Consider the following 20,441-nt stretch of genomic DNA (forward strand, 5'->3'; position numbering starts at 1 on the left):
CTGTGGGAGGGGGCTTGCTCCCGATGGCGGTGTGTCAGTTGATGCATCTCTGGCTGTTCCACTGCCATCGGGAGCAAGCCCCCTCCCACAGTTTGATCTCCATACATCAGGTAACGGATATACCCCTTGAGAAACGCGCGCTTCCACGCAAGGCGCGGGCGCACAGGTCGACCGCGACAAGCAGCGCATAGCGTTTCAAGAAGCCTTGCAGGTTGATTTATCCGCAAAAAGGGTTGTTATCAACGGTTCACCAGTTTCGCCGGCAAGGCGATGACCAGGAAGCTGCTGAGAATCAGGCAGCCGGCGAAAAACCATAAGGCACCGGCGCTGCTGCCTGTGACGTCGATCGCAACGCCCATCAACGAGTTGCTCACCAGGCCGGCGATATTCGCCAGCGAGCAGGCCAGGGCAAAGCCGGTGGCCGCCGCCGTACCTTTGAGGAAGGTCGCCGGCAGGCTGAAGAACACCGGCACCGCGCCGATGATCGCCGCCGAGGCAATCGCGAACAGCGCCACGGTGGCCGCCACGTTATGAGTAAAGAAGGTGCTGGTGGCCATGGCCGCCGCGCCGATGAAAAACGGCACGATGATGTGCCAGCGGCGCTCGCGGTGCTTGTCGGAACTGGCGCCGATCAGCAGCATGCCGAGCAGGGCGGCAACGCTCGGCAACGCGGTGAGCACGCCGATATGGAAGGTGTCGATGACCCCGGCATTGCGGATGAAGGTCGGCATCCAGAAGCCCATGGCGTAAGCGCTGAGCAGGATCGAGAAATCGATGCCGCCGAGCATCCACACCTTGAGGTTGAAGAAACCGTCGCGAAAGCTGTGCTTGCTGTCGGCGCCGTCGGCGTCATCCTTGCGCAGTTCGGTTTCCAGCAGGGCCTTTTCCTCGTCCGACAGCCATTTGGCTTGCTGGTAGGTGTTGGGCAGTGCCCAGAAGGTCAGCACGCCGAGCAATACGCTGGGCACCGCTTCGATCAGGAACAGCCACTGCCAGCCGCGCAGGCCGCCCATGTGGTCGAAGTGGCCCATGATCCAGCCGGACAACGGGCCGCCGATCACGCTGGACAGCGGCAGGCCGATCATGAACAGCGCGATGATCCGCCCGCGTCGGTGAGTGGGGAACCAGGTGGTCAGGTAGTACAGGACGCCCGGCAGAAAGCCCGCTTCGGCAGCACCGAGCAGAAAACGCAGGATGTAGAACTGGGTGGTGGAGGTGACCAGCATGGTGCAAGCCGAGAGCAGGCCCCAGGTGATCATGATGCGCGCGATCCAGATCTTCGCGCCGACCCGTTCCAGTACCAGGTTGCTCGGCACTTCGAACAGGATGTAGCCGACAAAGAACAGGCCGGCACCGAGGCCGAACGCGGTTTCGCTGAACTGCAACTGGTCAAGCATCTGCAGTTTGGCGAAGCCGATGTTGATGCGGTCGAGGTAGGCGGCCAGGTAGCAGAAGCACAGGAACGGAATCAGCTTCCAGGTGATCTTGTGGTAAAGCGTGTTGACCGGGTCGGCGACGGTGGTCGCGGGCGCTGCATTCGCAATGGGCATTGGGTGTCTCCTGGCGGTGACTTATGGTTTTTATACAGCCGCTTTTGTTCCAGCACTTCGGAGTGCTGTAGAAGCGACTTCCAAAGGCAGTGTCAGAAGACTGAGGTCTTTCGGTTTTGCATTTCAGGCCTCAGTTTGTTCAAGACCGCGCTCTATGGCGCGGTTCTCGGTACCGTCTTATGGCTCCCTGAACTTGCTCATCGCCTCCTGCTTGCTCACCACGTCGCCATACTTGCTGTCGATATCGAACAGGTTGGCCTCATGGGGCGCCGGGTGCCGGTCGCCGACGCATTCGCGCACGACGATGGTGCGAAACCCGTGTTGCACCGCATCCACCGCCGTGGCGCGGATGCAGCCGCTGGTGGAACAACCGGCCAGCACCACGGTGTCGATGCCCTGGGCATGCAGCATCGGCGCCAGGCTGCTGCCGAAAAACGCACTGGCGTACTGTTTGGTGATCACCACTTCATCGGCTTGCGGCAAGACTTCGGCGCAGAACGCGGCCAGTGGGTTGCCTTCGACCATGTCTTTCATCACCGGGGCCTTTTTGACCCAGATGCCACCGTCGATGAAATGGCCGGGATGGTAGCGGATATTGGTGTGCACCACCGCAATCCCGTGCTCGCGTGCGGTGGCCAGCAGCTCGACGCTTTCGGCCACGGCCGTGACCACGCCCGGCGCGAATAATGGCGCGCCTTCGGTGGTGTAGCCCTGCATGAAGTCGATCATCAGCAGCGCGGCTTTTTTGCCGAAACCAATGCGGTTGCCCCAGACGCCCTGATAATTGGCGTCGGCGGATTGTTCGCTCATCTTCCCAATCTCCTCATTCATAGCTGTGGTGAGCGGTTTATTTGTGGTGAGCGGGCTTGCTGTGGTGAGCGGGCTTGCCCCGCGCTGGGCTGCGAAGCGGCCCCAAAAAAGCGGGAGCGCTACGCACTCCAGCGCGGGGCAAGCCCGCTCACTACAAAAAACCTGCTCACCACAGATGCGGTTTCAGTAGGCGCCGGAGAGCAGCGCGCCCGCGCCGGGAACGATGGGTTCCAGGTCCAAGGCCTTGAGCATGGCGTAAGTGGTGGCGATCGCGGCCGTCAGCACCGGCTTGCCGGTTTGCGCCTCGACCTTGGCCACCACCGGCAACGATTGCATCTGCACGCAGGCGGACAACACGATCACGTCGACACCGTCCAGGTTCATCCCGGCGACGATGGCCGGCAGGTTGGCCGGGTCGTGGCGGGCCACTTCGAGGTTGTCGGGGATCTCCAGGGCACGCCAGTCCACGACCTCAAAGCCTTCTTCGCGGATGTAGTTCACCACCAGTTCGGTCAGTGGCTTCATGTACGGCGCGACAATCGCGATGCGCTGGGCGCCCATTACTTTCAGGCCTTCGATCAAGGCCCCGGCGCTGGTGATGACCGGTGCATTGGCATCGTTGTCGGCGGTGGCCTTGCGCAGGCGTTGTTCGGAATTGCGGTGATAACCCAGGCCCATGGCCATGATCGCCACCAGGCACGCATAACCCAGCACATCGACCTTGGCGTCGGACAGTTCGACGGCGCAACGGTCGGACTCGCCGTCCATGGCCGCCAGTTCTTCCTTGCGCACTTGTTTCATGCGCATGCGGCTGGAGTGAAAGGTAAAGCGCTCGGGGCGGATCGCCTGGCGGGCGGTGAGCATCGCCGGGATCTCGGTTTCCATGGTGGTGTTGGAGCTCGGCACGATCTGGCCGATGCGGTAGGGCTTCTGCATGGTGGTCTCCAGGGTTATTGTTCGAGGAAGTCGCCGAGGGCGTGGAAGAAACCGTCGAAGTCATCCCACGGAATCATGTGCCCGGCATTCGGTACGCGGGCCACCTGGATGGCCGGTTGCAGGTCCTGGATTTCGGTAATGTCCTCGTCGAGGATCACGCCGCCGCGCCCGGCCACCATCAGCAGGGCCGGCGCCTTGAGAGACGGCAAGTGCTGATGGAAATCCACCGTGTGAAAGTCATTGAAGGCGCGCACGATGGCGGGCTCATAGCAGGTGTGCAGCCATTCGGCGCGCAGTTGCAGTTGCTCGTCGGTCCAGGTAGCGCAGAAGGCGCGCATCGCCTCGGCGTCCATGCCGATCAGGGATTGGCGAATCGAGTCGACGTACCACGGCAGCTTGCTTGGGTATTCGCGTCGGCCCGGGCCGGACACCGGCGGGTCGATCAACACCACGCGATTGACGCCCTGGGGATGCAGCACCGCGCTGCGCAGGGCAAAGCGTGCCCCCATGGAGTGGCCCATCAGGTGGTAGCTGTGCAGGTTCAATGCATCGGCAAACGCGCCGATGTCCTCGGCGCAGGTATCGGTGCTGTAATCCAGCGCGGGGCCGGTCGAGGACAAGCCGCGACCGCGCACATCCAGCACGTAGGTGTCGAGCCGCGCGCCCAGGCGCTCGGCCACGAAGCCCCAGGTGATCGCCGGACTGGTGATGCCGGGAATCAGGATCAGCGCCGGGCCCTTGCCGCCATAACGCAGGTAATGCTGGCGGATGCCATTGGCCTGCACGTTGCCGCCGTAGAGGAAGGTGCTCACGCGGCCACCCCCGATTTCAGTTCCTGGGCGTACAGGTCATAACCGTAGACCCAGGCCGGGTCTTCCTGGGTGCGCAGCCAGGTGTTGGCGTTGGACACGGCTTGTACGCGTGACGCACGTTCCTTGCGGTTGGCTTCGTAGAGCTGGAACGCGGTGCGGTAGTCGCTGATGCCGGTTTCCTGCAGGCAGCGAGTGAGCATCGCCGCGTCTTCGATGGCCATGCCGGCGCCCTGGGCCATATGCGGCTTCATCGGGTGGCAGGCATCGCCGAGCAGCACCAGGCGGCCACGGCTCCAAAGCGGCAGCGGGTTACGGTTGCGCAGCGGCCATTTGGTCACGCTTTCGGTGGATTCGATCAGGGCTTGAACGGTGGGGTGGTAGCCCTTGAAGGCGTCGAACATCTCTTCGCGGCTGCTGTCGACGAATGCGCCCTGGAAGTCCCATTCGGCATGGGGCACGCCGGTGACGTAGTAGTACTCGTCGCGCTTGCTGGTGGTGTAGTAGACCATCATGTGGCGATCTTCGGTCCACCACTTGATGCAGTCCTCGAACTTCAGGTCGTACTTGGCCAACTGGTCGCCCCGGATCAGCGCACGGTGGGCGACCCAGCCGCTGTACAGCGGTTTTTCCACGCCGAGCAGTTCTTCGCGGATCTTGGAGTTGATGCCGTCGGCACCGATCACGATGTCGGCGTAAGTCACCTGGCCGTCGGCGAAGGTCAGGCGCACCTGGGTGTCGGTTTCTTCAAGGGTTTCCAGGCGCTTGTTGAAGTGCAGGGTGCCGGGCTTGAGAGTCGACATCTGCAACGCGTGCAGGTCGCCACGGTGCACGGTGATGTAGGACGCGCCGTAGCCGGTGAGCGGGATGCGCGAGAGGTAGTCGCCGGTCTCGCCGCAACGGCTGAACCAGTGCTCGGGGTGCGAGCCCATCAGGTCCAGCTGCTTTTCGATGCCCATGCGGCGGAAGATTTTCATGATGTTGGGGCCCATGTGGATCCCGGCACCCAGTCGGGAAAACTCCGGCGCCTGCTCATACACATCCACGTCGAAACCAGCTTGTTGCAACAGGGTGGCAGCGGCGGCACCGCCGAGGCCGGCGCCGACGATGGCGATTTTCTGAGTGCTTCCCATGGGGCGTGTTCCTCTGTCTTTTGATTTTTCGGCGGCGTCTGTCCGCAAGGTTTTTAAAGTGTATACGCTCATTTTTTGAAATGGGAAGCCTATCTCTGCAAATATATTTTTTGGCGATAGTTGTCCTGTGTAACTTGATTTGGCCAATAAATACTGGAATTGTTTCGATAGGTAACGTTTTGGTGCGCCGCTTGCAGTCTGTCTGTAATTCGGGTCTTATCGTTATTAAATGGCGTATACGCTATAAAAATGCACTAGAGTGAAGCGCAGTGCTTGAACTTGGTGCAGGCCCACAGGAGACAGGAAAATGCCGGTAAGCGATTGCGAACTGACCCAGATGTTTGAACACGTGTTGACGCTGTCCAAGGTCGACCCGACCCAGAGCGTTGCCGTGCTCAAGAGCTATTACTCCGACCCGCGCACCGTGCGTGCCGCGATGGATGCCGCGCAGCGCCTGGGGGCCAAGGTGTATGCGGTGGAGTTGCCGTCGTTCAACCATCCCAAGGCGATGGGTAACGACATGACCGCCTACTGCGGCGACACTGCGCTGACCGGCAATATCGCGGCGCAACGCGCGCTGGAAGCCGCCGACCTGATCGTCGACACCATGATGCTGCTGCACTCGCCGGAGCAGGAGCAGATCCTCAAGACCGGCACGCGCATCCTGCTGGCCGTGGAGCCGCCGGAAGTGCTGGCGCGGATGCTGCCCACCGAAGAAGACAAAGTGCGCGTGCTGGCGGCGGAGCAGTGGCTGAAAAAGGCGCGCTCAATTCAGGTGACGTCCCGCGCCGGCAGCGACTTCCGTGCGGCCTTGGGGCAATACCCGTCGGTGACGGAATATGGTTTCGCCGATGAGCCGGGGCGCTGGGACCATTGGCCGAGCGGTTTCCTGTTCTCCTGGCCCAACGAAGAAACCGCCGAAGGCGTGCTGGTGCTGGACATCGGCGACATCCTGCTGCCGTTCAAGACCTACACCCGCGAGAAGATCACCCTGGAGATCGAGAAGGGCTTCATCACTAACATCCATGGCGGTTTCGAGGCCGAATATCTGCGTGACTACATGAAGTATTTCAATGACCCCGAGGTGTACGGCATCTCCCATATCGGCTGGGGCCTGCAGCCACGGGCGCAGTGGACGGCCATGGGGCTGCACGACAAAAACGACGGCATGTGCATGGACGCGCGGGCGTTCTATGGCAATTTCCTGTTCTCCACCGGGCCGAATACCGAAGTGGGCGGAACGCGCAAGACGCCGTGCCATATGGACATTCCGCTGCGCAATTGCGATGTGTATCTGGATAATGAGGCCGTCGTTATTGCGGGGGATGTGGTGGCGCCGCGAGCCTCTCTCGCGCGCTGATCATCGGTATGGGGATGGAGTATCATGCCTCCCCACTTTAACCACCCACCGAGCTGCGCCGTGCCTGATTCCTACGTCTTTTCTGAACAAGTTGGCCACCTGCTGCGCAAGGCCTACCAGCGCCACCTGGCGATCTTTCAGCAGAATGTCGGCGACTCGCAGCTCACCGCCGTGCAATTCGTGACCTTGTGTGCGCTGCGCGATCACGGTGCAAGTTCCCTGACGGAACTGGTCAAGGCGACTGCGGTGGACCAGGCGACCATTCGCGGTATCGTCGAGCGGCTGAAGGCCAAGGCGCTGATCAGCCTGGAGCCGGACCCGCAGGACAAGCGCAAAGTGGTGGTCGACCTGTCCCCGGAAGGCGCCGAGCTGGTTGCCCAGACTGCACCTCGCGCCGCGCAGATCAGCGAACTGACCATGAGCAACCTCAACCCCGCCGAACGCGTCGCGGTGCTGTTCCTGTTGCGCAAGATGATCGACGACCCGCAGGAATAAACAGCCCACTCACCATACGGTCTTTTGGCACCGTTTTTGCTCTGAGTTCATGTAGTAGTCACTTCATCAGTCAAGTGTGTCGTGAGGCCCCAGGTCCGCGATGCTTTTTTTTGACTGTTTCATGTAGTGCCTGCTTCATCAACTGTTACGGGCGAAGCGAATGATCAGCCAGCACATCACGGTAGCGCTTGAGGTCAACGGGCACGTCAGCGAAGTCAGCGCCATGGCGGACACGCCGCTGTTGCTGGTGCTGCGCAATGACCTGCAACTCAATGGCCCCAAATACGGCTGCGGCCTGGGGGAGTGCGGTGCCTGCACCGTGATCATCGATGGCGTGGCGGCGCGCTCATGCGTGTTCCCGCTGGCAGGTGCGGTGGGGCGCGAGATTCTCACCCTTGAAGGCCTGGGCACGCGGCAGGCGCCGCACCCGGTGCAACAAGCCTTTATCGATGAGCAGGCCGCGCAATGCGGCTACTGCCTCAACGGCATGATCATGACCACCAAGGCCTTGCTCGACCGTAACCCCCACCCCAGCGAAACCGAGGTGCGCAACGCGCTATCGGGCAACCTCTGCCGCTGCGGCACCCATATCGAAATCCTGCGCGCCGTGCTGCGTGCGGCCCGCTTGATGACCGTGGATTGATGACCATGACAGACACTCCGCTTTCCCGTGACCAGTGGCTGGCCAAGGCCGGCGTCTTGCTGATCGTCGATGACGTGCTGCCGCCCTCGGGGCCGGTGGCCAAGGGTGGCACGCCCACTGTGAAACCCAAGGAACTCGGGCTGTTTATCGCGGTGAGCGATGACGGGCGGGTCTACGCATTCAATGGCCATGTGGACCTGGGTACCGGTATTCGCACGTCACTGGCGCAGATCGTGGCCGAGGAACTCGACCTGACAATGGAGCAGGTGAAGATGGTGCTCGGCGACACCGAACGCGTGCCCAATCAGGGCGCGACCATTGCCAGTGCGACGCTGCAGATTTCCGCCGTACCCCTGCGCCATGCCGCCGCCGAGGCGCGGCGGTTTCTGCTGGCGCGGGCGGCGGGGCGCTGGGGCGTGAGCACCGCCAGTCTTAAGGTGGACGCCGGCGTTATTCAGGCGGCGGACGGGCGCACCACCAGCTACTTTGAACTGGTCAGCGGCCAGCACGACCAACTGCGCATCAGCGGTGATGCGCCGCTGAAGGCGGTCGAGGAGTATCGCCTGGTGGGCAAGGGTGCCGCACGGGTGGATATCCCCGGCAAGGCCACCGGCGAGCTGACCTACGTGCACGACATGCGCGTGCCGGGCATGCTCCATGGCCGCGTGATCCGCCCGCCGTATGCCGGGCTTGATTGCGGGGAGTTTGTCGGTAATAGCCTGCTGAGCGTGGACGAATCGTCCATCGCCCATATCCCAGGCGTCGTTGCGGTGGTGGTGATCCGCGATTTTGTGGGCGTGGTGGCCTTGTGGGAAGAGCAGGCGATCAAGGCGGCCGCCGACTTGCAGGTGCACTGGAAACCCTGGAACAACGCGTTGCCGGACATGAGCGATGTCGAGCAGGCCATCCGCGACAACCCCCGTGTGCGGCGCACCGTCCTCGACCAGGGCAACGTCGATGCGGCCCTGGCCAATGCCAGTCAACGTATGCCCCGCACTTACCTGTGGCCGTACCAGATGCATGGCTCGATCGGCCCCTCCTGTGGCGTGGCCGATTACTCGCCTTCCGGCAGTCGCGTATGGTCGGGCAGCCAGAACCCGCACCTGTTGCGCGCTGACCTGGCGTGGTTGCTGGAGTGCGAAGAAACCCTGATCGACGTGATCCGCATGGAGGCCGCCGGTTGTTACGGGCGCAATTGCGCCGATGACGTGTGTGCGGATGCCTTGCTGTTATCCCGTGCGGTCGGCAAGCCGGTGCGCGTGCAACTGACCCGCGAACAGGAACACCTGTGGGAGCCCAAGGGCACCGCGCAGCTGATGGATGTGGACGGTGGCCTCAACGCCGATGGCAGCATTGCCGCCTACGACTTTGAAACCAGCTATCCCTCCAACGGCGCGCCGACCCTGGCGCTGTTGCTGACAGGCCGTGTCGAGCCGGTGGCGGCGATGTTCGAGATGGGCGACCGCACCTCGATCCCACCCTACGACATCGACACTATGCGTGTGACCATCAACGACATGGCGCCCATCGTGCGCGCCTCGTGGATGCGCGGCGTATCGGCCTTGCCCAACACCTTTGCGCATGAATCCTATATCGACGAACTGGCCTTTGCCGCCGGCGTCGACCCGGTGGAATACCGCCTGCGCTACCTCAAGGACGAGCGCGCCATCGACCTGGTGAAATCCACCGCCGAACGCGCCAACTGGTCACCGCGCACCGCGCCGATGCAAACCGCCAACGAAGACCATCTGCTGCGTGGCCGTGGCTTTGCCTACGCGCGCTACATCCACAGCAAGTTTCCCGGGTTCGGCGCGGCCTGGGCGGCTTGGGTGGCGGACGTGGCCATCGACAAGCAGACCGGCGATGTGTCGGTGACGCGGGTGGTGATCGGCCATGATTCGGGGATGATGATCAACCCGGCCGGGGTGCAGCATCAGATCCATGGCAATGTGATCCAGTCCACCAGTCGCGTACTGAAGGAGCGCGTGACCTTTGAAGAGTCGACCGTGGCGAGCAAGGAGTGGGGCGGCTATCCGATCCTGACCTTTCCCGACGTGCCGCAGATCGACGTGATGATGATGCCGCGCCAGGACCAACCGCCCATGGGCGCCGGTGAGTCGGCGTCGGTGCCCAGCGCGGCGGCGATCGCCAATGCGATCTACGACGCCACCGGCATTCGTTTTCGCGAGTTGCCGATCACCCCGGAGCGGGTGCTGGCGGCGCTGAATGCGGCGACCCTGGGTGAGCCGGTCAAGTCGCCGGAAAAACGCCGAAAATGGTGGTTCGGCGCGCTGTTCGCCACCTTGGGCGCGGTGCTGGCGACAGCCTGGCCGTTCCAGGCTGAAATCGCACCGATTGCACCGCCCAGTGCCGGCACCTGGTCCAAGGCCACCCTGGAGCGCGGGCGTTTGTTGGCGGCGGTGGGCGATTGCGCGGTGTGCCATACAGCGCCCGGTGGCGCTCCCAATGCCGGTGGGTTGGCCATGGAAACGCCGTTCGGCACGTTGTACAGCAGCAATATCACCCCGGACGTGAAGACCGGGATTGGCGCCTGGTCGTACTCGGCGTTCGAGCGGGCGATGCGTGACGGCATCGGCCGTGACGGGCGCAACCTGTACCCGGCGTTTCCCTATACGGCGTTTCGCAATATCACCGACGCGGATATGCAGGCGCTGTACGCCTACCTGATGTCCCAGGCGCCGGTGAGCCAGGAGCCTACGCCGAACGCCATGCGCTTTCCGTTCAATATCCGGCCGTTGATGGCGGGGTGGAATGCACTAAATGTGCGGCGCGGTGAAATCACGCCGCAGCCTGAGCGCGGTGAGCAATGGAATCGCGGCAATTATCTGGTCAACGGTTTGGGTCACTGCGCCGCGTGCCATTCGCCGCGCAACGTGATGGGGGCGGAGAAGGGCGGCAAGGCATTCCTGGCGGGCGGCATGGTCGATGGCTGGGAGGCGCCGGCGCTCAATGGCTTGTCCAAGTCACCGACGCCGTGGACCGAAGAGCACCTGTTCGCTTACCTGAGCACCGGCTATTCCGACGCCCACGGCGTGGCGGCAGGCCCGATGGGGCCGGTGGTGAGTGAGTTGTCGAAATTGCCCAAGGCGGATATCCGCGCCATGGCGGTGTACCTGGCATCGCTTAACGGCAATGCGACGGCCGACGTCCCGGTGGCCGCTGCTGTGACCGTACCCAACCCCAATGGCCGAAGAGTGTTCGAAGGTTCGTGCAAGGCCTGTCATGCCGACGGCCTGGGGCCGAAACTGTTTGGGGTGAGCCCGTCGTTGGCGAACAATACCAATGTGCACAGCGATCAGCCGGATAATTTGATCAAGGTGATTCTGCAGGGCATCAGCAACCCGGCGACCCGGGATCTGGGGTATATGCCGGGGTTCAAGGACAGTTTGTCGGACAGCCAGGTGGCGGACCTGGCGGCGTACCTGCGCGGGCAATTCGCGCCGAATGCGCCGCAGTGGAAGGGGGTGGAACAGAAGGTGGCGCATCTGCGCGCCAACCCCGGTACGCACTAGGGCGTGACGCCGCGCACCACCAGGTCACTGATAAACCCCAGCCAATCCTGCTGCGGCCCTTTGTCCGCCAGGTCTTCACCGAGGAACGAGCTGAGGGTATGGCGGTTGGAGTTATAGAAGTAGCACAGCGAGGCAATCATCAAGTACACGTGCTTAAGGTCCACATCCAGGCGAAACACGCCTTGCGCCTGGCCGGCTTCGATAATCGGCTTCAGCACGCCCACCGCTTCCCCCGACAGCCTGCGCATCTCGCCGGACTGCTGGGCATGCTTGCCCTGGTGCAGGTTCTCGATGCTCAGGATCGCCACGAATTCCGGATGCTTGACGTAGTAATTCCAGATGAACGCCACCAAGTCGCGCAGGGCCTGCTCGGGTGCGTCCAGGCTCAGCTTGAGCTTGCTTTCGGCTTTGTTGAACTGTTCGTAGGTGTGTTCCAGCACGCAGACGAACAGGTGTTCCTTGCTGCCGAAATAGTAATACAGCATGCGGTCGTTGGAGTCGGCTTCCTTGGAGATGGTATCGACACGGCCGCCTGAATAACCGTCACGGGTAAACACCTTGACCGCCGCCTGGAGGATACGCGCGCGGGTCTGGTCGGCCTGTTGGGCGCGGATGCCGGTTTTCTTGATCGCCATATCCCTCTTCATCGCCCTATCAGGGCGCCTTGCACGACAGTCAGGGCGCGGAATATAGCATGGGCTTTTTCGCGTCCGTTCTATGACCGACAAGTTCTGTAATAAAAACGCCATTGCGCTGGGGATTACCTGTGCGCCGGGCTATTTTGGTGCGTCTCAATAACTAGAGTAGCCATGGATGAAATACCAACCCTTCAGCCGTACCTTGATTGCCACAGCCCTGGTGTTGACGGTCAGTGGTGTGCACGCCGCTTCCCAGGCCCCGGTGGCCGGTGAAAATGGCATGGTGGTGACGGCCCAGCATTTGGCCACTCATGTGGGCGTGGATGTGCTCAAGGCCGGCGGCAACGCGGTCGATGCTGCTGTCGCGGTGGGCTATGCGCTGGCCGTGGTGTACCCGGCGGCGGGTAACCTGGGGGGTGGCGGTTTCATGACCGTGCAACTGGCAGACGGGCGCAAGACCTTCCTCGATTTCCGCGAAAAAGCCCCGCTGGCGGCCACCGCCGATATGTACCTGGACAAAGACGGCAACGTCATCGAAGGCCTCAGCGCCAAGGGCCACTTGGCCGTCGGCGTACCCGGCACCGTGTCGGGGATGGAACTGGCCCTGAGCAAATACGGCACCCTCAAGCGCGCTCAGGTCATCGCACCGGCGATCAAGCTGGCGGAAAACGGCTTTGCCCTGGAGCAGGGTGATATCGACCTGCTGCACACCGCCACCGGCGAGTTTGAAAAAGACAAGGACATGCGCGCGATCTTCCTGCACAACGGCCAGCCGCTGCAGGTGGGTCAGAAACTGGTGCAGAAAGACCTGGCCAAGACCCTCAAGGAAATCTCGGCCAAGGGCACCGACGGTTTCTATAAAGGTTGGGTCGCCAAGGCGCTGGTGGATTCCAGCCAGGCCGGCAAGGGCATCATCACCCAGGCGGACCTCGACAAATACAAGACCCGTGAGTTGGCACCCATCGAGTGCGACTACCGTGGCTACCACGTGGTCTCGGCACCGCCACCAAGCTCGGGTGGCGTGGTGATCTGCCAGATCATGAACATCCTCGAAGGCTACCCGATGGCCGACCTCGGCTATCACTCGGCCCAAGGCCTGCACTACCAGATCGAAGCCATGCGCCACGCTTATGTGGACCGTAACAGCTACCTCGGCGACCCGGACTTCGTGAAGAACCCGATCGAGCACCTGCTGGATAAAAACTACGCGACCAAACTGCGCGACGCCATCGAACCGCAAAAGGCCGGGGATTCCCAAGCCATCAAGCCGGGCGTATCACCTCACGAAGGTAACAACACCACCCACTATTCCATCGTCGACAAGTGGGGCAATGCGGTGTCGGTGACCTACACCCTCAACGACTGGTTCGGCGCGGGCGTGATGGCGAGCAAGACTGGGGTGATCCTCAACGATGAAATGGACGACTTCACCGTCAAGGTCGGCGTGCCGAACATGTACGGGCTGGTCCAGGGTGAAGCCAACGCCATCGCGCCGGGCAAGGCGCCGCTGTCGTCGATGAGCCCGACCATCGTGACCAAGGATGGCAAGGCTGTGATGGTGGTGGGCACGCCAGGTGGCAGCCGCATCATTACCGCGACCTTGCTGACCATCCTGAATGTCATCGACTACAAGATGAACATCCAGGAAGCCGTGGACGCGCCGCGTTTCCACCAGCAGTGGATGCCGGAGACCACCAACCTCGAGACGTTTGCCGTGAGCCCGGACACCCAGAAGATCCTGGAAAGCTGGGGCCACAAGTTTGCCGGTCCGCAGGATGCCAACCACTTGGCGGCGATCCTGGTGGGCGCGCCGTCGCTGGGTGGCAAGCCGGTGGGTAACAACCGCTTCTATGGGGCGAATGACCCGCGTCGTAATACGGGGCTGTCGCTGGGGTACTGACGGGGGCGCGCGGGCTTGTCGAATCTTCGCACCGCCCGCGCTGGGCTGCGTAGCAGCCCCAATAAAAACACCGCGTTCTGCCTGACAGAGCGCGGTGTATGGTTTTAGGGCTGCTACGCAGCCCAGCGCGGGGCAAGCCCGCTCACTACAACAGCTGTTCTACTGCGGTGAATGCGGCGCTCCGGCGTTCTTCCCAATTTCCCCTGATGACCACGACGGGTTGCTGGTGCTGCTGCATCCAGTCCAGGCTGTCCTGGAAAAACGCCCTGCGGTCGGCCAGCTCTGGTTGGCAGCGTTGCCCATCGGCCGTCCACTCCACATCTTCCGGCGACAACAGCAGGTGCAGGTCGTAGTGCCGAGCCAGCAGTTCGTCGTCCAGCCAGGCCGGGTAGTCGCCAAACAGGGTCTGGCTCCACAGTTTGTTGGTCAGCAAGTGCGTATCGAGGATCAGCAGGCGGGGCTGTTCGGCGCGGGCGGCGTCTTCCCAGGCGAGTTGGCCACGGGCGATGGCCGGGATATCCGCAAGGCAGGTATCACGCTGGTGATGGTCGATGAATTCACGCACGTATTCACGCACCATCAACCCGCCAAACTGCGCTTGCAGCTCTGTCGCCAGCCAGCTTTTACCACTGGATTCCGGCCCGGCCAGTACCACCACCTTCATGCGTGCAACGCCGGGTCGGCGCGCCATTCGCGCCAGCCTTGCACGGCGATCACGGTGAACAGCGCGTAGAGCGCGGCGGTGAGGTAGAGGCCTTTGTAGACAAACAGCCCGACGAAGATCACGTCCACGGCAATCCACAGTGGCCAGCACTGCACGCGCTTCTGCGCCATCCACAGTTGCGCCACCAGGCTGAAACCGGTCAGGGCGGCATCCAGCCAGGGTTGGGCGGCGTCGGTCCAGTGCGCCATCGCGGCGCCGAGCAGCAAGCTGCCGATTGCCCCCACCGCCAGGCTGGCCATGATCGCCGGCACACCGAGGCTGGTCACTTGGCGGCCCTGCTGGACCTCGCCGGCGCGGGTCCACTGCCACCAACCGTAGACTTGCAGCGCGGCGTAGACCACCTGCAAGAGCATGTCGGAATAGAGTTTTACGTCGAAGAACACCCAGGTGTACAGCAACACCATCACCAGCCCGATAGGCCAGCACCAAGGGTTCTGCTTGACCGTCAGCCATACGGCGATCACCCCCAGGGCGGCGGCGAACAGTTCAAGCCCGGACATGGTGGTTCCTTGGGAGAGTGGGAGAGGGCGGGGATTGTAACCAAAGAAGGTGGGTCTAGGAATTGGCTGTTGTAGTGAGCGGGCTTGCCCCACGCTGGGCTGCGCAGCAGCCCTAAAACCAATCGCCGCGTACTGTCAGGCAATACGCGGCGTATTTATTGGGGCTGCTACGCAGCCCAGCGCGGGGCAAGCCCGCTCACCACAACAAGCCTGCTCATCACAATAGGCCCGCTAACCACAATTGGCTTGCTCACCACAACAAGCCCGCTCACCACAAAACTACACTTTGAATTGGCGCAGCAGGCCGTCGAGTTGTTCGCTCAACCCGCGCAATTGCGCACTCGCCACGCTCGACTGTTCCGCCGCCAGCGCCGTGCTGTGGGACAAACCGGCGGCCTGGGTGACGTTCTGGTTGATGTCTTCCACCACATGGGCCTGTTGCAGGGTGGCGCTGGCAATCGACGCATTCAGGCCGTTGAGGTTATTCAGGGCTTGCCCGATGGCGGTCAGGCTGGCGCCGGCCTGGCCGGCCTGTTCGATGGTCAGTTGCGAGGCGCTGTGACTTTCGCTGATCACCTTGACCGCCGCTTCCGAGTGGCCTTGCAGGCGCTCGATCATGCCCTGGATCTCGGCGGTGGACTTTTGCGTGCGCTGGGCCAGCAGGCGCACTTCATCGGCCACCACGGCAAAGCCACGGCCTTGTTCGCCCGCGCGTGCCGCTTCAATCGCCGCGTTAAGGGCCAGCAGGTTGGTCTGGTCCGCGATGGAGCGGATGACCTCGAGCACGCTGCCGATCTGGGTACTTTCGGCGGACAGGGTGCGAATCACTTCCACCGCCTGGCTGATGGTGCCCGAGAGCTGGTCGATCTGCTGCAGGCTGCCGTCGATGTTGACCTGGCCTTGCTGCGCCTGGGCCTGGGCATCGCGCATTTCGCTGGCGGCGTGTTCGGCGTTCTTGGCCACGTCCTGCACGCCGTAGGTGACTTCGTTGATGGCCGTGGCCACCAGCTCCATCTGCTGGGACTGTTGCTGGCTGCGGTCATGGGCCTGGGTGGCGTTGGCGCCCAGCTCTTGCGAGGACTGGCCCAATGCGTTGGCGCATGCCTGCAACTGGGTTACCACCAGACGCAGCTTGGCGGTAAAGCTGTTGAAGTGTTGGGACAGTTGGGTGACTTCGTCCTGGCCATGGGTATCGAGGCTGCGGGTGAGGTCGCTTTCGCCGCTGGCGATGTTGCCCATGGCATTCACGGCGTCCTGCAACGGCCGTACGATGCTGCGGGCGATCAACGACACCAGCAACGCCATGACCACCGCGATGCCCAAGCCGATAAACGAGGCTTTCCAGACCTGGGCGCTGAACTCGGCCTGTACATCATCCACGTAGACCCCGGAACCGATGATCCAGCCCCACGGCTCGAACAGTTGGATATACGAGGTCTTGGCCACGGGCGCTTCGGCACCCGGCTTCGGCCAGCGATAGTTGATGATGCCCGCGCCCTTGGCCTTGGCCAGGATCACGAATTCGTTGAACACGGCAAACCCGTCGGGGTCGCGGATCGCCGACAGGTTCTGGCCGTCGAGCTTGGGGTTGGCCGGATGCATGATCATCACGGGCGTGAGGTCGTTGATCCAGAAATAGTCGTCATGGTCGTAGCGCAAGCCGCGCACCGCGTTCATGGCTTGTTTCTGGGCGGCTTCGCGGGTCATCACGCCGGTGGTTTCGAGGCTGTGATAAAACGTCAGGATACCGCTGGCGGTCTGGACCACGTGTTGGGTCTGCAGGCTTTTGGCCTGGTAGAGGTCGTCATGGATCTGCTTGAGCATCAGCAAACCCAGGGCCATCAGCATCAGCACGGCGACTATCAGGATCAGCCAGAGCCGTCGGCTGATCGACATATTGCGCAAACTGTTCATCGTCCTGTCACTCCGGGCTTTTTATAATTGTGGGCGCCACATCGACTTTTACGCCTTGTCTGATAGGCTTTCGGCCTGTAATCGAAAAACCTGAGTACTGTCTGATTTTTCACAGGATTTTTGCAGCGTGGGGTTGAAACTCAGCGCTGTGTCTTGTCGTCAGTGAACCATTAAAAAGATTAACAAGGCTTGCCGTAGAGCAAGACCTTTGGGGGAAGTATGGATTTTTGGACCGCCATTCAGGCAGTGATTCTTGGCGTTGTGGAGGGGCTTACCGAGTTCCTGCCGATTTCCAGCACCGGCCACCAGATCATCGTCGCCGACTTGCTCGACTTTACCGGCGACCGTTTCAACGCGTTCAACATCATCATTCAGCTGGGCGCCATCCTGGCCGTGGTGTGGGAGTTCCGGGGCAAGATTTTCGAAGTGGTCAGCGGCCTGCCGACCCAGCGCAAGGCCCAGCGGTTTACCGTCAACCTGCTGATCGCCTTTATGCCGGCGGTGGTGTTGGGGGTGATTTTCGCTGACGTGATTCACCACTACCTGTTCAACCCGATCACCGTCGCCACGGCCCTGGTGCTGGGCGGCATCGTCATGTTGTGGGCCGAGCGTCGTGAACATGAAGTGCATGCCGAGACCGTCGATGACATCACCTGGAAAGACGCGCTCAAAGTCGGCCTGGCGCAGTGCCTGGCGATGATCCCGGGCACCTCGCGTTCGGGCTCGACCATTATCGGCGGCCTGTTGTTCGGGCTGTCACGCAAGACCGCCACCGAGTTTTCGTTCTTCCTGGCCATGCCAACCATGGTCGGCGCGGCAGTGTATTCGGGCTACAAGTACCGTGACCTGTTCCAGCCGGCGGACCTGCCGGTGTTCGTCATCGGCTTCGTGACCTCGTTTATCTTCGCGATGATCGCGGTCAAGGGCCTGCTCAAGTTCATTGCCAGTCACAGCTATGCCGCGTTTGCCTGGTACCGCATTGCGTTCGGTTTGCTGATCCTGGCGACCTGGCAGTTCGGCTGGATCGACTGGACCGCGGCCAAGGCATGATGATTCAGCACCCACGCCTGAAGGCGGCGATCTTTGTGCTGCTGTGCGCGGCGCCGTTGTTGGGGTCGGTATTGGTGTGGCAGCGTGGCGAGACGCTGATTCCGCTGGTGGCCTATGGCGTGGTCAGCGTGATCGCGTTCTTCCTGTACTGGAGCGACAAGCGCAAGGCGCGCACCGACAGCTGGCGCACGCCGGAAAATATCCTGCACGCCGTCGAGCTGGCAGGCGGTTGGCCGGGCGCGTTGATTGCGCAGCAGGTGTTCCGGCACAAGACGCGCAAGGTGTCCTACCAGGTGCTGTTCTGGGTGATCGTGTTGCTGCACCAGGTGTTTTGGCTGGACCAGATGTTCCTCGGCGGTACCCTGGTTTCAATCCTCTAGCAACAACCCGATCTGCGTGCGCTTGGGCAGTTTGCTCACCACCAACTGGTGGGAGCGCTGCAACAAGCCACGCAGCTCCTCGGCGCCCAGCGGGTAGGGCGTGTTCATGATGATCCACTGCGCACGTGCCAGGTACGGCGCCGGGTGGATGCCTGGGCGGTCCACATGGCCGAGGAACAATTCCTTGTCGACCTTGAACGCCAGCGAGTCACCGCGCAGGTTTTGCAGCGCGAACATCTTGTTGCCGGCAATCGAGAATACCCGCACGCCGCCCCATTTGTAGTCCTCCCGCGCGCCGGGCAGGCTCAGGCAGAAGGTCGCGACTTGGGCTTCGGTCATTTTCATAGCAGGCGGTCTCCACAGCCTTTGAAACCTTCTTCCAGGTAATCGATCCAGGCGCGGATGGCCGGCAACACGCCACGGCGATGCGGGTACACCGCTTGCAGCCAGCCGCCCGGCAACGACCATTCCGGCAGCAGTTGTACCAACTGGCCGCTGGCCAGTTCGGCTTCACAGTACATCATCGGCAGTATGGTGAAGCCCAGGCCCATGATGGCGCTGGTTTTGCGCACGATGAAGTCGTCGATACCCAGCCGGGCCTCCATCGCCAGCTCGTGGGCATGGCCCTGCGGGTCGATAATGCGCTGATGCACCAGGCGATCCGCCTCCAGCGCCCCGAGGATCGGCAATTGCTTGAGGTCCTCAAGGCTGGCCACCTGACGACCGAGCATCAACGCGGGGCTGGCCACCAGCACGGTCTGCGCCTGACGCAGGCGCTTGGTGACCAGCAAGGGGTCTTCATCACCGAGCTCGCGCACACGCAGGGCCACATCGATGCCCTCGGCCACCAGGTCGACGCGGCGGTTGACCAGGGTCATCTCCAATTGCACCTGAGGGTGGGCTGCGAGAAAACCCGCGACGATTTCCGGCAGGATGTGCTGGGCCATGCCCACCGGACAGCTCACCCGCAGCCGCCCACGGGGCTCGCTGGACATGCTGGCGACGGCCTCATCGGCCATTTCCGCTTCCAGCAGCATCGCCTGGCAATGCCGCAGGTAACGCTCGCCGACGGCGGTAAGCGTCAATTGGCGGGTGGTGCGTTGCAGCAGGCGCGCGCCGAGGCGTTCTTCCAGCTCGGCGATGCGTCGCGACAACCGGGACTTGGGAATCCCCAGCAGGCGCCCGGCCGCCGCGAAACCGCCGGCTTCCACGACTTTGGCGAAATAGTAGAGGTCGTTGAGGTCTTGCATGGTCAGCCTATTGTCCTGTCAGTGGGACAAACTATCGCATTTGAGCTGACTTATCGACTATTCGTTTGATGCGTAGGATCACCACCATCTGATCGCCACTGTCGATCCCACCTCGGAGATCCACCATGAAACTGTTGCATATCGATTCCAGCATCCTCGGCGACAACTCGGCGTCCCGTCAGCTCAGCGCCGGCGTGGTCAAGGCCTGGCAAGCTGCGGAGCCGGGTGTGGAAGTGACCTACCGTGACTTGGCCAGCGAAGGCATCAACCACTTCTCCGGCGCGACCTTGGGCGCCCTGGGCACCGCTGCCGAGCTGCGTGATGCCGCGCAAAAGCATGAGGCCGAGCTGAGCGCATCGTCGCTGGCCGAGTTCCTCGCCGCCGACGCGGTGGTGGTGGGTGCGCCGATGTACAACTTCACTATTCCAACCCAGTTGAAAGCCTGGATCGACCGCATCGCCGTCGCCGGCCAGACATTCCGCTACAGCGAAGCCGGTCCGGAAGGCCTGTGCGGCAACAAGAAAGTCATCATCGTGTCCACGTCCGGTGGCATGCATGCCGGGCAAGCCACGGGTGCCGCCCATGAAGGCTACCTGAAACTGCTGTTTGGCTTCCTGGGCATCACCGATATCGAGATCGTGCGTGCCGAAGGCCTGGCCTACGGTGACGAAGTGCGCAGCAAAGCCCTGAGCGACGCCAACGTACTGATCAACGAACAATTGTTCGCCGCCGCGTAAGGCTTGTGTAAATTTCGCCCTTCCTCGGTTTCAATCTGAAGCCGGGCGCCTAAACTCTGTATTCTGCTCGCCTGAAAAC

At 62.2% G+C, this 20,441-nt stretch carries 19 protein-coding genes; 8 read left to right on the forward strand and 11 right to left on the reverse strand.

Going from position 1 to position 20,441, the window contains the following annotated elements:
* Positions 1–239: 239 nt before the first annotated feature.
* The 5 genes from QCBJ_RS07365 to QCBJ_RS07385 form a co-directional block, all read right to left on the reverse strand.
* Complete coding sequence (locus tag QCBJ_RS07365) at positions 240–1,550, reverse strand: MFS transporter (protein ID WP_046034237.1); 1,311 nt, start codon at positions 1,548–1,550, stop codon at positions 240–242.
* Positions 1,551–1,727: 177 nt separating this feature from the next.
* Entirely contained in the window at positions 1,728–2,360 is a 633-nt protein-coding gene (locus QCBJ_RS07370; RefSeq protein WP_102060428.1) for an N-carbamoylsarcosine amidohydrolase, read from the reverse strand.
* Positions 2,361–2,543: 183 nt separating this feature from the next.
* Entirely contained in the window at positions 2,544–3,296 is a 753-nt protein-coding gene (locus tag QCBJ_RS07375) for an Asp/Glu racemase (RefSeq protein WP_012723980.1), read from the reverse strand.
* A gap of 14 nt (positions 3,297–3,310) precedes the next feature.
* Positions 3,311–4,108, reverse strand: coding sequence for an alpha/beta fold hydrolase (locus QCBJ_RS07380; protein ID WP_102060429.1), 798 nt, complete (start codon positions 4,106–4,108; stop codon positions 3,311–3,313).
* Entirely contained in the window at positions 4,105–5,238 is a 1,134-nt protein-coding gene (locus QCBJ_RS07385; protein ID WP_102060430.1) for an FAD-dependent monooxygenase, read from the reverse strand. The genes QCBJ_RS07380 and QCBJ_RS07385 overlap by 4 nt, the downstream gene beginning before the upstream one ends.
* Positions 5,239–5,545: 307 nt before the next feature.
* Here QCBJ_RS07385 and QCBJ_RS07390 point away from each other — a divergent pair, with 307 nt between their 5' ends.
* The 4 genes from QCBJ_RS07390 to QCBJ_RS07405 all read left to right on the forward strand — a co-directional run bounded on the left by QCBJ_RS07390 (position 5,546) and on the right by QCBJ_RS07405 (position 11,269).
* Positions 5,546–6,598: a 2,5-dihydroxypyridine 5,6-dioxygenase gene (locus QCBJ_RS07390; protein ID WP_102060431.1), complete on the forward strand. Its 1,053-nt coding sequence runs from the start codon at positions 5,546–5,548 to the stop codon at positions 6,596–6,598.
* A 60-nt stretch (positions 6,599–6,658) separates the two neighbouring features.
* Positions 6,659–7,093 (forward strand): MarR family winged helix-turn-helix transcriptional regulator, encoded by a 435-nt coding sequence (locus QCBJ_RS07395; protein ID WP_043206229.1) that lies wholly within the window; start codon positions 6,659–6,661, stop codon positions 7,091–7,093.
* 160 nt (positions 7,094–7,253) lie between these two features.
* Complete coding sequence (locus tag QCBJ_RS07400; RefSeq protein ID WP_012723985.1) at positions 7,254–7,736, forward strand: (2Fe-2S)-binding protein; 483 nt, start codon at positions 7,254–7,256, stop codon at positions 7,734–7,736.
* A 5-nt stretch (positions 7,737–7,741) separates the two neighbouring features.
* Positions 7,742–11,269 (forward strand): molybdopterin cofactor-binding domain-containing protein, encoded by a 3,528-nt coding sequence (locus QCBJ_RS07405; RefSeq protein ID WP_102060574.1) that lies wholly within the window; start codon positions 7,742–7,744, stop codon positions 11,267–11,269.
* Here the strand turns inward: QCBJ_RS07405 and QCBJ_RS07410 are convergent.
* On the reverse strand, positions 11,266–11,904 hold the full coding sequence (locus QCBJ_RS07410) for a TetR/AcrR family transcriptional regulator (RefSeq protein ID WP_043205286.1): 639 nt from the start codon (positions 11,902–11,904) through the stop codon (positions 11,266–11,268). The two genes, QCBJ_RS07405 and QCBJ_RS07410, sit on opposite strands and share 4 nt — an antisense overlap.
* A gap of 178 nt (positions 11,905–12,082) precedes the next feature.
* On the opposite strand from QCBJ_RS07410, the gene ggt reads away from it, so the two are divergent.
* Entirely contained in the window at positions 12,083–13,807 is a 1,725-nt protein-coding gene (gene ggt, locus QCBJ_RS07415; protein ID WP_012723988.1) for a gamma-glutamyltransferase, read from the forward strand.
* 145 nt (positions 13,808–13,952) lie between these two features.
* On the opposite strand, the gene QCBJ_RS07420 is transcribed toward ggt, so the two are convergent.
* The 3 genes from QCBJ_RS07420 to QCBJ_RS07430 all read right to left on the reverse strand — a co-directional run bounded on the left by QCBJ_RS07420 (position 13,953) and on the right by QCBJ_RS07430 (position 16,945).
* Positions 13,953–14,471 carry an AAA family ATPase gene (locus tag QCBJ_RS07420; protein ID WP_012723989.1) on the reverse strand — a complete coding sequence of 173 codons (519 nt, stop codon included), beginning with the start codon at positions 14,469–14,471 and terminating at the stop codon, positions 13,953–13,955.
* Positions 14,468–15,031, reverse strand: a complete 564-nt coding sequence (gene pnuC, locus QCBJ_RS07425; RefSeq protein WP_102060432.1) for a nicotinamide riboside transporter PnuC — start codon at positions 15,029–15,031, stop codon at positions 14,468–14,470. Before pnuC ends, QCBJ_RS07420 begins: the two co-directional genes overlap by 4 nt.
* Before the next feature lie 279 nt (positions 15,032–15,310).
* Positions 15,311–16,945 (reverse strand): methyl-accepting chemotaxis protein, encoded by a 1,635-nt coding sequence (locus QCBJ_RS07430; protein WP_102060433.1) that lies wholly within the window; start codon positions 16,943–16,945, stop codon positions 15,311–15,313.
* Positions 16,946–17,164: 219 nt separating this feature from the next.
* Here QCBJ_RS07430 and QCBJ_RS07435 point away from each other — a divergent pair, with 219 nt between their 5' ends.
* Together QCBJ_RS07435 and QCBJ_RS07440 are read left to right on the forward strand one after the other, a co-directional pair.
* A complete protein-coding gene (locus QCBJ_RS07435) occupies positions 17,165–17,995 on the forward strand; it encodes an undecaprenyl-diphosphate phosphatase (protein WP_012723992.1) in 831 nt (276 codons plus the stop codon).
* A complete protein-coding gene (locus QCBJ_RS07440) occupies positions 17,992–18,375 on the forward strand; it encodes a DUF1294 domain-containing protein (protein WP_012723993.1) in 384 nt (127 codons plus the stop codon). The genes QCBJ_RS07435 and QCBJ_RS07440 overlap by 4 nt, the downstream gene beginning before the upstream one ends.
* Here the strand turns inward: QCBJ_RS07440 and QCBJ_RS07445 are convergent.
* Both QCBJ_RS07445 and QCBJ_RS07450 read right to left on the reverse strand, forming a co-directional pair.
* Complete coding sequence (locus QCBJ_RS07445) at positions 18,364–18,720, reverse strand: MmcQ/YjbR family DNA-binding protein (RefSeq protein ID WP_012723994.1); 357 nt, start codon at positions 18,718–18,720, stop codon at positions 18,364–18,366. The genes QCBJ_RS07440 and QCBJ_RS07445 overlap by 12 nt on opposite strands.
* Positions 18,717–19,625 carry a LysR substrate-binding domain-containing protein gene (locus QCBJ_RS07450; RefSeq protein WP_012723995.1) on the reverse strand — a complete coding sequence of 303 codons (909 nt, stop codon included), beginning with the start codon at positions 19,623–19,625 and terminating at the stop codon, positions 18,717–18,719. Before QCBJ_RS07450 ends, QCBJ_RS07445 begins: the two co-directional genes overlap by 4 nt.
* A gap of 125 nt (positions 19,626–19,750) precedes the next feature.
* Between QCBJ_RS07450 and QCBJ_RS07455 the strand changes: the two genes are divergently transcribed.
* On the forward strand, positions 19,751–20,362 hold the full coding sequence (locus QCBJ_RS07455; protein WP_012723996.1) for an FMN-dependent NADH-azoreductase: 612 nt from the start codon (positions 19,751–19,753) through the stop codon (positions 20,360–20,362).
* Positions 20,363–20,441: the final 79 nt, after the last annotated feature.

The sequence above is a fragment of the Pseudomonas sp. QC2 genome, assembly GCF_002859085.1.
GTDB classification, from domain to species: Bacteria; Pseudomonadota; Gammaproteobacteria; order Pseudomonadales; family Pseudomonadaceae; genus Aquipseudomonas; species Aquipseudomonas petroselini.